The following is a 14,426-nucleotide window of genomic DNA, read 5'->3' on the forward strand; positions in this document are numbered from 1 at the left end:
AAAATTAATCGTGCGTCTGCATTTTGTAGAGATAATATGCACTGCCTGTTACATAAATTTTTTTCATTTGCATCGCTCCACCGCTATTTTACCTCAGTTGTATCTTTAGCTAGTTAAACCCTTAATCAGCCATGTTTTTCTATTGTGAGCTGATCTGCTGATTTTCTAACAATAAATTCAACGTCATTTTCTCCTAACGTTAGTGAATGCAACTCCCTCGCTAATTGAATTTCTACTTGTTTTCTAAAGACACGTTTTAATTCTCTAGCTCCATATTGGCGGCTAAATCCTTTTTTGATTAACCAATCCTTAGCTCCTTCCTCTAATCCAACCCGACATCGGTGTTTTTGAAGCCGCTTATTTAAATCACTTATTAGCAGATCAATCATTTTATCCAATGCGTCCTCATCTAACCATTGGTAAACAACAGTTTCATCAATTCTGTTCAAGAATTCCGGGGCAAAATGTTTTTCCAATTGACGATTGACAACTTCCTTTAATGAATTGGTCCCGTACTTCATCGAATAAAATAATCGCGTGACCTTAGCTTTAAAATTAGGTTCCCCAAATTCAAAAACAGTCCTTGAACCAATATTGCTAGTCATGAAAATGATCGAATTGCGAAAATTAATTTCGGCCTCACCCGATGTTAAACGTAAAATCCCGTTGTCAAAAACGTTTAACAAGGCTTGAACAACTGCCTGGTCAGCTTTTTCCACTTCATCAAATAAAACTATCCCGGGCTTTCCAAAAGTCCCCTCAACCTTACCTTTATTAAAGATTGTGGATCCCTCTTTACTGCCGGCATAGCCAGGTGGAGCGCCTGAAAATGCAGCGGCGTAATGTTCTTGCGCCAAAGTATTCATATCAATCCTGTTGTATTGGTCTTTGTCGCCGTGCATAACTTCAGCCAATAGTTCAACAATTGCTGTTTTACCAACACCTGTAGGGCCAACCAACAACGAAATAAAACGAGGGCGGTTTTGTTCAGAAATGTCGGACCAAGTAATACGCAATATATTTTCCACAAGAGCTAGGGCCTCATCTTGCCCGAATATTCTTTCCCGCAAGGCACTTACAATCTCATCTACATCAAAACGAAATCTGGTTTGAAGTTTTCGTTCGGGTGATACGGACAGATTATGAAGGGAATCTTCTTTCTTACTGCCCTCGGCACCGTTTAAAGATTGCAATCGATCAGTAATGTAAGGCATTCGTTGCACCTCCTAAGATCACTTTCAGTAGAGCCAGATAGGAAAAGTCCCATCTGACTCGGTAGTAAAGTGGATGCCCTTTAACGAATGCCTGCTTCCTTTTCCTTTCCTTCATGCGGGATTCCCTCGATTGGGCATTGGGCTGTTCCAATTGTTTTCCTTGTCATTTGTTCGACGTTTTCCTGTGCTTTCTTTGCATCCAAAACCCATGTACGGTAGAAGTCAAATGGGCAATCAGCAATACCTTTGTCGCCTTCACCTGATTGCAGGATTCCGGTATATCCTCTGTGGAGCAACTTAAACAGATGGTTTTGTGATTGCCAGTTGGCTCTTGCATCACGAATTTGTGAGACGGACAGTTCCGCATATTGAATCCCATTTTCTTCAGTTCCACAGGCTCCCAGAGTGCCACCGTCAAACCCAATAATCGAAGAGTGGCCAAAGTAGGAGTACACACCATCAAAACCGGTAGCATTTGCAACAGCTACATAAGATGTATTCATCCAAGCCATCGTTTTCGCTACCATCACTTGTTGTTCCTTCGATGGATACATATAGCCTTGACAACGAACAATCAATTCGGCACCCTTCATCGCACAGTCTCGCCAAATTTCAGGGTAATTGCCGTCATCACAAATAATTAAACTGATTTTTAATCCTTTAGGACCTTCTACAACATGTGTTGAATTACCGGGGTACCATGGTTCGATTGGATTCCAAGGTAGAATTTTACGGTACTTTTGAACGATTTCACCTTTGTTATTCATAAGAATTAATGTGTTATATGGAGTTTTATTTGGATGGTCTTCATGTTGTTCACCTGTTAAGGAAAAAACGCCCCATACGTTAGACTTTCGACACGCTTGAGCAAAAATCTCTGTTTCTTCTCCGGGGATAGTAGTTGCTGTTGCATACATTTCTTCCTGATCATACATGATGCCCATGGTACTGTACTCAGGAAAAACCACTAGATCCATACCCGGAAGCCCCTTTTTCATTCCGGCAATCATATCGGCAATGTTGTGGCAGTTTTCCAAAACCTCCGCCTTCGTGTGCAGCCGAGGCATTTTGTAGTTCACAACAGCCACACCTGCAGTATCATTCGTACTTGTAATATCACCGTGTCTCATAAAAGATCCCCTCTTCATCATTTTTTTGTGTATATTCACTACACAATAATGTTTATTGCAAGTTCCATGCCAACTTCATATCCCCTTAAAATCGGCTTTTTTCAGACAGATTTGAAAGACTTGTTTGAATTTGTTACAATGTATTCAGAAAATTCGGTGATTTATACAACCCATAACGAGGCTAAACGTCGTTTGAGTTTACTTGTTTCAATTTAAAACAGTGAGTCATTTTAAAACAAAACGGGGGAGGTAAATCGGTGATTGTACAAATTGGATTATTATTTTCTTTAACTGGCACCACTTCCATAACGGAAAAAGGCCAATACCAGATAGCAAAATTTGCTTTAGAAGGATTTGAAAAGGAGTGTGACAGCCAGGTTGAATTTAAGTTTATAACGAAAGACATCAAGTCCGATCCAAATGTTGCTGTCTATCAAATTAAGAAGTTGATTGCCACTGGTATCCGTATATTTGCAGGATGTTATTCATCTGCCTGCCGGAAAGCGATTCTGCCCTTGTTAAAACAACATGATTGTTTGTTAATGTACCCTGCACTTTATGAAGGAAAGGAAATCGATAAAAATGTACTTTATACCGGCGAAGTTCCGAATCAGCAAATCGAAACGATGCTGGACTATATTACCCGTCACTTTGGAAAAAATATTTTTTTAATTGGAAGCGATTATATTTATCCTCACTATACAAATCAGCAGGTTCATTATCTTCTAGGCAATAAGAATGGTTCCGTCGTCGGAGAGCATCACCTTCCATTGGGTCATACAAATTTTTCATCCATTATCGATGAACTGAAGATAACCGCACCCGATGTAGTGTTATCCACGGTAGTCGGTGAAAGTCAGATTCCTTTTTATCGAGCATTATATGAGGCAGGCTTTTCAGCTGAAAAAATACCGGTTTTCAGTCCTATTACAAAAGAATCAGAAATCGAAGCAATTGGAGCTACCTATATGGCAGGCCATTATGCTTGTGGCGGTTACTTTCAATCCATCGATTCAGAGGATAACATTCGATTTGTTAAAGAGTTCAACAAATTTATTGGGTGCGACACTGTCATTTCCTCTGTTATGCTCAACACGTACATCGGCGTAAGGCTTTTGCTAGAATCGATCACCGAAACGCAAAGCACATATTATCAAACACTTCTTGATTATTTATCAGGAAAAACTTATGAAACACCGGAGGGTACCATCTCTATAGATAACCATCATCATTTAAGCAGAAAAATCCGAATTGGCCGGGTTTGTCTAAATGGACAGTTTACAATTGTGTGGGACTCGAAAGACACGATCAAAGCCAGTCCATTTTTTTTAGAGGAAACAAACGGATTCCACAAACAACCAACAAAAGTCGATTGGCAAGCAATGATTCTGGAGTGGGGGAAAATTTCAGACGAGCCGGTTCTGCTTATATCAAATATTGGACAAATAGTCTATGCTAACCAAAAAGCTTGTGACATTCTTGAGATCACAGCTGGACAAGTGATAAGTAATAATAGATTAAACGAACTGAGGCATACTTTCACAATCATTAGGGAATTTATTGAGTTGTTTTTTGAATTGATTGTACTTCGAAAAAAAATATACAATGAGCGTCACGTTCAAGGTGCAAAAGTGATATTCTCGCCCATTGTGACGAAAAATGCAGCGTTTCAAAAACAATTAAAGATAGCAGAGGTGGCCACACGTTCTAATGCAAATGTGCTTATTCTTGGTGAAACAGGTGTCGGAAAGGAAGTCCTGGCCTGTGCGATACACGAGCAAAGTTTGCGTGCCCAAAAACCGTTTATTGCTGTAAACACAGCGGCGTTACCGGAAAATCTGATTGCAAGCGAATTGTTTGGCTATGTAGATGGAGCTTTTACAGGGGCAAGAAAAGGGGGGAAAATTGGAAAGTTTGAAATGGCACAAGGGGGCACGTTATTCCTGGATGAGATTGGTGATATGCCAATTGAACAACAGGCTGCTTTGCTGCGGACGATTGAACAGCGTAAGATTACCAGAATCGGGGATACGAAAGAGCGCGCAATTGATGTCCGGATCATCGCTGCTACCAACAAAAGCTTGAAAGAAGAAATTGCTTTTAACGGATCGTTCCGTTCTGACTTATATTTTCGGCTGAATGTACTATCCATTCATATACCAGCACTCCGTGACAGAAGGGAGGACATTTTGGAATTAGTGCAAAAATTTCTTGCTCAATTTCAGAAGGAATATCAGGACGGGCCAAATCGGATCAGCAATAAAGCCTTGGAAATCCTTTTGTCCTATCCGTGGCCGGGAAATGTCCGGGAGATTCGTAACATTTTGGAGCGTAGCTTTTTATTAGCTATTCCTGAAGATATGATTCAACCGTACCATCTCCCAGACGATCTGTTCGTGAAAAATAATTCTCATACCTCCTTAACAGAGTTATCACTTAATGAGTCGACGAAACAGTCGATTATCACAGCTGTTAACCAGACAGCTACCTTAACAGAAGCCTCCAAAATTCTCGGAATTTCAAGAAGCACACTCTACCGAAAACTGAAAGAGTTTGATATTAAAATTAAATCTTCATGATTAACTTGCAAATCAGCATTGATAAAAGCAGAGCGATATCTTAAAGCTGATTTCAAAACCAAAGTAACGCTAAGTTCGTTCCAACTTTTTCCCCCTGCTATTAATGGATTCAAATGAAACTGTTGTAAAATTATTGATCTTCAGTTTTCTAAGTGTAAGAGTGCACCTAAAAAACATTTATCATTTTAACAACTAAAAAGTAAGGCTGCTCTTCTGTTTTTTCTAGGGGTTATTGCAGTTTATACAATTTTAATTTCAATCCATCTCACCGCTATTGGAGATAAGGTGTATGATTTCACCGGCGTAATTTCTGTCTTAACTGAGAGATAAGTAGATTCTAGCAATAGCTATGATTCAATCAGAGGCTTAGCTAAAAAAACAATTTAGCTCGGTGAACTTGTGTTTTGTCTTTTTAAGATTTTTAGCAAGGTGAATTTTCATGGAAGACGCTCATGTCGTGCTTCGTCAGCATCAAATGTGTAAAAAAGTTTAAATACTAGTCCGGTTCTTTACTTGTTTTAAGTTGTTGCTACCATGACAAAGACGTTAGTGTAATAAAAATAGAGCTGCCGAAGCAACTCCAGTTGTTCTTGAACTATACGTACCGCATTAGCTGCAATTATGATTTTGAGTTTTGTTGAGAAATCAAACTATTAAACTCTTTAGAACATTTTTGGGTATGCTCAAGATAATCCATTCTTTATTTTTTATCTGCTTTCCGATAAATAGTATTTGTCCCAAATGGTAGCTAATATGAACTACCTCTGTCTGAATTGCTTGAAGAACATTTATTTGTTGTTTAAGCGCAACAGTCTTATATAAATCATCTACCTCCAAACTTTCCATTGTATTGAAGAGTAAATCCCAACCCTCTTCCCACTTGTATAAAAGATCTTTCTTAGACTCACCATTATCACAAAATTCGTCATCTCTGTCTCTATATGACTTTTCTCCGTCTGTTGTTAAAAAATCAACCCATCTCGATCGCATATTGCCACTCAGATGTTTTATGATGATTGCGATGTTATTTGATTCTTCACTTGGTTTCCAGTGTAATTGTACTTCTGATAGCTGACTAAATGCCTTTTCCGCTCGCTCCTTATTATGTCTAAATTGGTTTATTGTTATCGAGAGATATTCTTGTTCGAAATTATTCACAAACCTTCCCCCTTTTTCCTGCCTATTCCGGCCTGGCAGTTCAACATGATTAAATAAATTTTTCCGGGTTTCTTACTCTAAGAAATAAGACAAAACCACAATTCACACAAAAATGAGCATCTACTGGCGAGTAACAAGAACCCTTGAAAGGATTGTAACCAATCAAGGGAAAATTGCTTTATTCCGTTATTTTTCTATCAGGGGAAGTCCAATAATTAATCTGTTCCGTTGCGTTTTCTGTATTCCATTTCATCATTTCCTAAAGCCTCTGTCGAAATTTTTGAGATTAAATGTTTTGCTAATCTCTGTGACACCTTGTGTTTAGGTAGGTTACTTCCAAACATCTTGAGCAATCTCCACAACATGGCGAAGTTTCGCCCATTGCTGTTCTTCTGTCAGTAAATTACCCTCTTCTGTAGAGGCAAAACCGCATTGCGGACTCAGGCACAGCTGATTTAAATTGACAAAACGGGAGGCTTCTTCAATACGGCGTTTAACTTCTTCCGCATTCTCCAATTCTCCGAACTTAGATGTTATCAATCCCAATACGATCTTCAAATCAGGTCTTTTCACAAAACGTAATGGTTCAAAGCCACCTGCGCGGTCAGTGTCATATTCCAAAAAGAAGCCGTCAATATTAAGCCTGTCAAATAGTAGTTCAGCTACAGGCTCATATCCACCAGAAGAAATCCAAGTCGAACGAAAATTGCCCCGGCAAATATGCATTGTAATTTTCATATCTGCAGGCCTGGCTGATACCGCATCATTAATCGTTTTTAAATACATACCAGCAAGATAGTCGGGATCCAAACCTCTTGCCCGAATATGCTCTTTTTGTTCTTCAGAACAAAGATACGCCCACGAAGTGTCATCCAACTAACTAAAATGAAATTCAGGCTTTCCTTGTAATCCTCTAATCCACGCTTGTTCCACGTCCACTATATGAAAAAGCGTTTGCAAAATACCTCTTTTCCACCGACTCTTGGACGTTGTACTCCTTTTAAGACAGTTGCTCACACCATTCGAACCATTCATCTCTTACCTACCAATTGTATCGGAATAATAACAACATTTGAGTACCCTCCGTTCCAGATATTTTTCCGAAAAACCCCTAATACCCTCCCCATCATCGACTATAAGCACTCGAATATCTTCCATAGTGTCCCCTAATTCTTAATATATTGTTATGGCGTAATTCATATATCCTCTATTGCGTTTACATAGTTTTTCTGACCAGGTTAATATAATCCGATTTTTAAACAAACGTTTGATTAACACCAACGGGGTTAACGAATAAATCTCATTTTCGGTTTCTTATTGTTTTTAGTTCGTACGTAAGTTCGAATGTGTCCATTCCTTAAGCATAACTTTGGAGTTAACTCAAACACCCCCCATTGAATGAACAAAAAATGTAAGACCTACTTCACAGGCATACCACTGTATGGATAAATGGCATGTCTTAATCCATACTCCAACGCGTCGATATCTGGCATGCTTCTCTTTTTTGCTATCTTTATGACCTTCTCAATGTCATAAGACACCCTTCTTAAATTGAACAGCTAAATTTGTTTGATCGATATCAATAATTGCATAACTGGCACGATTATCACCATCAAATGAAAAGCCTGCACTCCCCGCATTTACTATTGTTCTTCCATTCGCTTGTCTGGTAAAAGCATGATGAACATGGCCAAACAAAACTAAATTTGTCTTTTCATTCGTATGTAGTTTATCTAGCTCCTCCAAGCTAGCCCACGGATAAACCACCTCTCCCAGCGATTCAGGCGTGGCATGAAAAATTTCTGCATTTGTGTTATCAATTTATATGGAATTTAATAATGGCAAGTTAGACAACCAGTTAATCTCTTCTTTTGAAAGATTATTTATGTCATAGTTAAATGCTCTAAGAATCAATTCATGACGTTCGTTTGCTGGTTTCCAATCAGGTTTTGGAAACGAGTTAAACAAGTTATACGTATTTCTTACTCCCGTCTATTGGATTAATATGACTTTCTGAACGTGTTATTTTAATGTAAAGGTAGTCCAGCATTTTTGAACAAATGATTGATCAAACCCAAAGAATCACCTAACAACCGCTTAGAAAAAATCACCTCATCAGGAAGCGTTATCCTTGGAGGTGATTCTTTAGCATGGCAATCATATCAGCAGTTTGAGTACGAAATATCAAAGTCTTAAGTCAACTCTTCTCTACAACGTCTTAATTGCGCGGGTTCGGATACATATCATTCAAAAACGCTACAGATTGGTTGATTAACGCCTTCAATACATCCACATCGATATCTGATATTTTGTTGATATACACACACGCTTTGCCTGTCGTATGTTTTCCAAAGTCCTTCAGCAAGTCCGCTCGTGTTGTGTCATCCGTAGCAAAATACAAACTGATTTTGGCTTTTCGCGGCGAAAAGCCAACTAGCGGCGCATCGCCTTCGTGACCGGATTCATATTTATAATGATACGAACCAAATCCAATAATACTCGGTCCCCACATCTTCGCTTTGTAACCCGTCGTTTCAGTAAAAATATCCAGTAGTTTGTATGCATCTTCACGTTTTTTCGGGTTTTCGACACTCTCAATAAACTCAATGACACTGTTTTCGGTTTCTTTTGTTTTTAATTGGTACATAAATTAGGATTGCTCCTCCTTTTTATTTGTCATGGGAGTTGAATAGCCAAGCTTAATAATTATGATCCTATTTTTCTGCTTAAGTAAAGCCTTTAAATCCTTTTCTCCTGTTATGCAGGTACTTCGTTTTCATGATCTAAGCCTAAAGAATGCCCTACTTTATGACGGTAATAAGATTCTCTCACAAAATTTTGACGCTTTCGGTTGCCCTGTTATTTTTTGACAAAGTGCAATTTAAAGAAATGCAGGAATTCATTCAAGAGTAATAAAACCAAACGAAGGGTGTGTATTGTTGGTTTGTAATGATTATCTATATAGTCAAAAGTCGCAATTTATCATACATAAAAATATCATTCAACCTATTTTCTCTTCGTATATTTAAATGCGCCATAATCGATGACAATGATTTTACCATCATTCGATAATCTTAAGTTTCGAATCCTCATATCATTAGCCTTTATCCCTGATTTTAAAAATTTATTTTGCAATCCAGATACCTTGTGCTGATACTCTTCGTTATCTGGCACGATGTTAAGGGCCTTCTCCATAATAATCCACCCATTGCCCAACTCTTCTACTGGGCAAAGATGTACTCGCAAGATTAAGGGACAGTTTTGGTAGGTATTAAATTCGGTTTCATTGGATTGTATCCCCGACTCAGAGATTGCTACTTTCAACACAAATCCATTGTTAAGGTCATAAACAATGCGATTGTTTCCAAATCCGATCCGTTTATAATTAAGTGCTAGAGTATTTTCCGCTTCACTGATGGTTTTCATTTTTGTATCACTATCGACAATTTTCTTTTGTTCCATTTTGGATATCCACAGATTGATAGACTCTATTTCACTCTCAGTTAAGAAGGAACTGTCCACCTAAATATCTCTCCTTCCCAGATACTACGAAATAACTAGTCCACATTACATGAGTAAGAAATTTTCATTTCTTACCAAATCGTTTTGTAACGGCCGATTCAAAATTTTTAGTCGTTTCAACTACTTCGCAGTTTTTCATATATTCCTCTGGAGGAAGTTGATAAGTATGGCTTGTTAAATCTGCCCTTCTTAGACACACATAGTTATACCGGCTTGTAGAATACATCTTAACGTTATTCTCTTTACATTGGTTTCTAAAATGACTATCTGAACCGGCTTTCTGTGACGGGAACTTTATTTTTGGAAATAAACTCTTTTTAAACATCAAAGTCCCCCCTTTTAGAAATTTCGAACCGTCTTTATTTTCAAGGCCTTGTCTATATAACGTTAGCAGATCATTTTGTTCAAAATAAAGAAAACTTGTCCCTTTTCCAATTACTTCTGCTCCAGTCTTTTTAAAAGCTGTCATTGCTTCAGTTAAGTAATAAGGGGAATAATAATCATCATCATCAAACTTTGCGATAATGTCATATCGAGCTTTTGAAATACCAAAGTTTAAACAATCGCCCAATGTTTTTTCCTCTGGCAGCTGATAGATTGAGATGTTAGAATATTTCTTGGCTCTGTTGCTCCAATTATTTAGATCCATTCGATCATTATTCAAAATGATTATAAGTTCTTTGGTTTCCCATTTTTGTCTGGCATAGTTGGCAAATACATTGTCCATCATCTGATCTCGCATCGTACAAGCAATTATTGAAACCATCTGTTCACCCCGTTAAATATATAAAATCTTTATTATATTTATGAAGATCACGAACAAAAAGTGATTGTGACGGACTAAATATACCTTCATCATAATCATGTTGGACAGACAACCAAATTGTCCAAAATAGGATATAAACCAAATACAATTATAAATAATTTACATATCATACATTACTGAGGTTGATTGAATTGGAATGGTGATTTAATGAAAATCGTGCAAATATCTAGTCCAACATTCGTAACACCGCCTATTGACTATGGTGGAATCCAGAGAGAGGTTTATTATCTTACAAATCAATTAGTTGAAATGGGTCATGAAGTGATCCTCTATGGGAAGAAAGGCTCTGCATGCAAAGGGAAAGTAATTGAGTACCCTGAAGACTGTGAATCGTTACTATCATTTGTATTAGAAACGTTGCCTGAGGGGGTAGATATCATCCATGATCATAAGGGGTTTGTCGCGGAAGCACAGTTAAATATACCAACTATCTGTACTAGCCATACAACAAAAGCGAGGAAAATCCCTTCACCTGTATACGTAAGTAAAGCCGTTTTACTGGAGAAAGCTAAAGGCAAGGGGGAATTTGTTCATAACGGCCTTAATCTAGATGATTACCCTTTTTGCAGAAAAAAGGATAACTACTTGTTGTTCTTAGGAAGGATTAATGAAAATAAGGGTACTCACTTCGCGATTGAAGTGTCAAAAGAGACCGGAATACCCCTCATTATTGCAGGTCCTGTTCAACAGGACGGAGTGGAATACTTCAAGGAAAAAGTTCAGCCATTTATTGATAACAAACTAATTAGATATGTCGGCCCAGTTGGTGGAGAACAGAAACTTAACCTAATAAAAAAGGCAAAATTCGTGCTTTTTCCTATAACATGGTTTGAACCTTTTGGATTAGTCCCAATTGAGGCAATGGCATGCGGAACACCAGCCATTTGTTTTCGAAAAGGTGGCGTAGTGGAAACGATGCAAGGTTTTCCCGAACTACTCTGTGATACAAAGAAAGAAATGATCAAAATCATTAGAAAGAACAAGAGTCCGGATCCCCAAAAAATGAGACAGTATGTCGAAAAACATTTTTCTATTAATATGATTACTAGAAAATATCTGAAATTATATAAAAGAACGATCCAGACATATGAGAAATGGGATAAAAGTTGAAAGAAATCATTATGGCAGCGGGTTATGGGTCAAGACTTAGCCCATTAGCTCAAGTAAGATCAAAATTTCATTGCCGGTGCAGAATAGGTTGTTTCTACTGAAAAAATGGAGCTCCCTTTCAGACGATTCTAACGTTTACTGCCTGAGAACTGGCAGTCAGAAGACGTCGGCACAAGCTTATTAGCGTGTGTCTTTTACTTTGGAGATCATTATTTTCTAATAATTGATTTCACTCTTCCGACCTGTCCGTCAGCCAGGCGGACTTTGATTCCATGCGGATGGACGCTCGAATTCGTAAGCAGGTCTTTGACAATTCCCCGTGTCAACATCCCGGTCCGCTGATCCTTTTTCAAAACGATCTCAACCTCCAGGCCAGGTTCAATATTTTTTCGGTAATTTCCTTCAGTTGTCATATATCATCGTGTCCTTTCTTTTTCTGCAGCTGTACTGGCTTTGTGATATGCACTTCTAATGATATAATGAACCGAATTGAAAATCCACTTAACTGGAGGCAGCATGTTAACTTTTGAACAGAAATTGGCGATTATCGAGTCTTTTCCTGAACTCGAGCGAAAAAATGTATCGCTTGGCCGCGTGAACTTTCAATATGAAGAAAGTGCATTTGACAAAAAAAATGTCGTTTACCACCTTCATCCTAACGGTAACGGTTTTGTGTATGCCGAGCTGGCAGAAGGCTATCAAACCGATGATAAAGGTCTTGTCAACATCCGCGATTTTGATGAGAGTGAACTCCGGACCATTATTGCAGATGCCATTAAATCGCTCGCACCGCGTTCCAACGAGGAAGCCGCTATTATTGGTGATGCTCCGCAAGAACTCTGGATTAATTCTGAAAACCAAACCCTTATCCTGATAGAAGAAGACGATTTGTGGAATACATATGCAGGGCTTAACTTAGATGGAACTTTTCCGTCCTATAATGAAGCTGTACAGTACTTAGAAGAAGAAGGCTTTAAGCGCCGCTAAACAAAAGAAGGCTAGATCCAGCGCCTGGTGGATCTCAGCCTTCTTTTTTCGTCTATCGTATGATCGCGGCCAATTAAACCAATTTGCCAAATCTCATAAAGTGGTTCATTTGTAACACAGCCGGTGAAAGCATATTTGCTGACGCTTATTAAATGCCCTGATGCCCACCTGCATGAAAAAGGGACACTTATCTATGAAAGCGGAACGGCCCTTTAGCGCAGATTAAAAATATTGCGGAGTTTTTCTAACGGTTTTTCAGGGCGGGTTTGCCTGTTTTGTGCTGATTGAAGGGCATTGTTTACATCGATTAGCCCGTTGCCAAAGTTTTCGTCTTTTCCTTTATACCCCAAATCGATCGCCGATGTTTTGATAATTTGCATGACCTCAAGATTGGAAAGCTCCGGATTGGCAGACAGAATCAAACCTGCCAGTCCAGTCACATGCGGGGCGGCCATGGAGGTACCCGAGAGGGCTGCATACTGGTTATGAACATACGTGCTTGGAATATAGACACCCGGTGCGGCAATATCAACAAAGTCGCCATAATTTGAAAATTCTGCCCGATTCCCATTATAATCCACAGCCGAAACACTCAGAACTTGCGGATAGGCGGCAGGGAATGAAGGCTGTTCGGAATTGTCATTTCCCGCAGCCGCAACAATTACAACATTATGGTTATAGGCATACTCTACAGCTTCCTCCATCACGCCGGATCGCTGGTAATTACCAAGACTGAGGTTAATGACATCCGCTCCATGATCGACTGCCCAAAAAATACCCTTCGCAATATCAAGGGTAGTGCCATAACCTTCAGCGCCCAGTGCTTTGATTGGCATGACTTTATTGAACCAGGTGACACCGGCGGTCCCTTCCCGGTTATTGGTTTCAGAAGCGATGATCCCGGCCACATGTGTCCCATGACCATTGTCATCATCCGGGTTATTGTTATTCGCGAGTACATTATAACCTTCGCTGAGCCGGTTTTTTAAGTCGGGATGATCCAGATCCACCCCTGTGTCAACGATCGCGATTTTAATCCGTTTATTACCGCGGGAAATGTTCCATCCTTGCTCTGTCTCAATGACAGGAAGGTTCCATTGGTACCGCTCCCTGTAAATCAGGTCATTCGGTATATTCAGCCCATTTTGCAAGAGGATATAATGCGGCTCCGCAAATTCGATGTTTTCCCGTGTGTTAAAGTAGTCAAGCAGCTGGGCTGTATCTCGGCTATCTGAGCGGAACACATATGTAGAATTAAAGTGTCTGACCATGCTTCCTTCGATATCGCTGGCAATCCGGCTGATCTCTTCTTCTGAAGGCTCTGAGATGAAGTCCACAGCTGCCTGATGGTCATAATAATGGCTTGTGTCCTGGTTGTTGTGATAGATAACCTTTATTTCCGGATCATGATTCAGCCTCGCTGTAATATCTTCTCCATTTTGGACGTTGTTGATATTTATGGCATTAAGCGGGTTGCTGCGTTTATTCTGCAGCACCCTCAGTTGGCCGCTTGTGTTGATTCGAGGCGTTGTCCGGCTCTGCTGCTCGGTTTCATCCTCCTGCAAAAGCTGAACAGCTGTAAAAATGAGCAGGAAAACAACCGAACCTGCTGCAAGTAACCATTTTGTTCTTCTCATATTCACACCCCTGTTTAGTATCCTCTTTCTATTATCTTGTAAAAAGAGGGCAAAAAATAAACTGAGGAAATCACTGGAATGTCTTATATATAAAGTTTTTTTGTGGAGGGGGGAGAAGATTTGAGACAGAGTGGTTAATTCTTCAGCGATGGAACATGTAGAAAGCTTAAAAGAACAGTTAAGCTTTTTCGTTGTTATATAATTGACAAGGCTGATGATTTGATGTTGCTACAGATAGAAAGATATATACTTATAAGCAGTAG

At 39.2% G+C, this 14,426-nt stretch carries 12 protein-coding genes and 1 pseudogene; 3 read left to right on the forward strand and 10 right to left on the reverse strand.

What is annotated here, in order from left to right; genetic code table 11:
* Positions 1–125 precede the first annotated feature (125 nt).
* The gene (locus tag CU635_RS18525) at positions 126–1,214 is read right to left on the reverse strand and encodes an AAA family ATPase (protein WP_101578863.1); all 1,089 of its coding nucleotides are present in this window, start codon (positions 1,212–1,214) and stop codon (positions 126–128) included.
* A gap of 80 nt (positions 1,215–1,294) precedes the next feature.
* Complete coding sequence (locus CU635_RS18530) at positions 1,295–2,344, reverse strand: aliphatic amidase (RefSeq protein ID WP_101578864.1); 1,050 nt, start codon at positions 2,342–2,344, stop codon at positions 1,295–1,297.
* Between the two features lie 257 nt (positions 2,345–2,601).
* On the opposite strand from CU635_RS18530, the gene CU635_RS18535 reads away from it, so the two are divergent.
* Positions 2,602–4,923 (forward strand): transporter substrate-binding protein, encoded by a 2,322-nt coding sequence (locus CU635_RS18535; RefSeq protein WP_101578865.1) that lies wholly within the window; start codon positions 2,602–2,604, stop codon positions 4,921–4,923.
* A gap of 645 nt (positions 4,924–5,568) precedes the next feature.
* On the opposite strand, the gene CU635_RS18540 is transcribed toward CU635_RS18535, so the two are convergent.
* The 6 genes and pseudogenes from CU635_RS18540 to CU635_RS18565 form a co-directional block, all read right to left on the reverse strand.
* Positions 5,569–6,081 carry a DUF1572 family protein gene (locus tag CU635_RS18540; RefSeq protein WP_101578866.1) on the reverse strand — a complete coding sequence of 171 codons (513 nt, stop codon included), beginning with the start codon at positions 6,079–6,081 and terminating at the stop codon, positions 5,569–5,571.
* Between the two features lie 330 nt (positions 6,082–6,411).
* Positions 6,412–6,957, reverse strand: a pseudogene (locus CU635_RS18545) (uroporphyrinogen decarboxylase/cobalamine-independent methonine synthase family protein); the annotation flags it as partial.
* Between the two features lie 654 nt (positions 6,958–7,611).
* Positions 7,612–7,827: a metallophosphoesterase family protein gene (locus tag CU635_RS18550; RefSeq protein WP_180956557.1), complete on the reverse strand. Its 216-nt coding sequence runs from the start codon at positions 7,825–7,827 to the stop codon at positions 7,612–7,614.
* Positions 7,828–8,299: 472 nt separating this feature from the next.
* Positions 8,300–8,728, reverse strand: coding sequence for a DUF1801 domain-containing protein (locus CU635_RS18555; RefSeq protein ID WP_101578868.1), 429 nt, complete (start codon positions 8,726–8,728; stop codon positions 8,300–8,302).
* 359 nt (positions 8,729–9,087) lie between these two features.
* A complete protein-coding gene (locus CU635_RS18560; protein ID WP_142382826.1) occupies positions 9,088–9,543 on the reverse strand; it encodes a hypothetical protein in 456 nt (151 codons plus the stop codon).
* Positions 9,544–9,667: 124 nt separating this feature from the next.
* On the reverse strand, positions 9,668–10,369 hold the full coding sequence (locus CU635_RS18565) for a glycosyltransferase (RefSeq protein ID WP_101578870.1): 702 nt from the start codon (positions 10,367–10,369) through the stop codon (positions 9,668–9,670).
* Between the two features lie 207 nt (positions 10,370–10,576).
* Between CU635_RS18565 and CU635_RS18570 the strand changes: the two genes are divergently transcribed.
* Complete coding sequence (locus tag CU635_RS18570) at positions 10,577–11,539, forward strand: glycosyltransferase family 4 protein (protein WP_101578871.1); 963 nt, start codon at positions 10,577–10,579, stop codon at positions 11,537–11,539.
* A 209-nt stretch (positions 11,540–11,748) separates the two neighbouring features.
* On the opposite strand, the gene CU635_RS18575 is transcribed toward CU635_RS18570, so the two are convergent.
* A complete protein-coding gene (locus CU635_RS18575) occupies positions 11,749–11,952 on the reverse strand; it encodes a YwbE family protein (RefSeq protein WP_101578872.1) in 204 nt (67 codons plus the stop codon).
* Positions 11,953–12,055: 103 nt separating this feature from the next.
* Between CU635_RS18575 and CU635_RS18580 the strand changes: the two genes are divergently transcribed.
* Positions 12,056–12,526, forward strand: coding sequence for a hypothetical protein (locus tag CU635_RS18580; RefSeq protein WP_101578873.1), 471 nt, complete (start codon positions 12,056–12,058; stop codon positions 12,524–12,526).
* 212 nt (positions 12,527–12,738) lie between these two features.
* Here CU635_RS18580 and CU635_RS18585 read toward each other — a convergent pair whose 3' ends face one another.
* Positions 12,739–14,163, reverse strand: a complete 1,425-nt coding sequence (locus CU635_RS18585; protein WP_101578874.1) for a S8 family peptidase — start codon at positions 14,161–14,163, stop codon at positions 12,739–12,741.
* Positions 14,164–14,426 lie beyond the last annotated feature (263 nt).

This window comes from Bacillus canaveralius (assembly GCF_002860125.1).
In the GTDB taxonomy this organism is placed as follows: Bacteria; Bacillota; Bacilli; order Bacillales; family Cytobacillaceae; genus Bacillus_BJ; species Bacillus_BJ canaveralius.

Excerpts from the sequence above, each read along its gene's own strand:
- CU635_RS18580 (WP_101578873.1), top strand. The coding sequence starts at position 12,056 with ATGTTAACTTTTGAACAGAAATTGGCGATTATCGAGTCTTTTCCTGAA.
- CU635_RS18570 (WP_101578871.1), top strand. The coding sequence starts at position 10,577 with ATGAAAATCGTGCAAATATCTAGTCCAACATTCGTAACACCGCCTATT.
- CU635_RS18585 (WP_101578874.1), bottom strand. The coding sequence starts at position 14,163 with ATGAGAAGAACAAAATGGTTACTTGCAGCAGGTTCGGTTGTTTTCCTG.
- CU635_RS18575 (WP_101578872.1), bottom strand. The coding sequence starts at position 11,952 with ATGACAACTGAAGGAAATTACCGAAAAAATATTGAACCTGGCCTGGAG.
- CU635_RS18555 (WP_101578868.1), bottom strand. The coding sequence starts at position 8,728 with ATGTACCAATTAAAAACAAAAGAAACCGAAAACAGTGTCATTGAGTTT.
- CU635_RS18530 (WP_101578864.1), bottom strand. The coding sequence starts at position 2,344 with ATGAGACACGGTGATATTACAAGTACGAATGATACTGCAGGTGTGGCT.
- CU635_RS18565 (WP_101578870.1), bottom strand. The coding sequence starts at position 10,369 with ATGGTTTCAATAATTGCTTGTACGATGCGAGATCAGATGATGGACAAT.
- CU635_RS18560 (WP_142382826.1), bottom strand. The coding sequence starts at position 9,543 with ATGGAACAAAAGAAAATTGTCGATAGTGATACAAAAATGAAAACCATC.
- CU635_RS18525 (WP_101578863.1), bottom strand. The coding sequence starts at position 1,214 with ATGCCTTACATTACTGATCGATTGCAATCTTTAAACGGTGCCGAGGGC.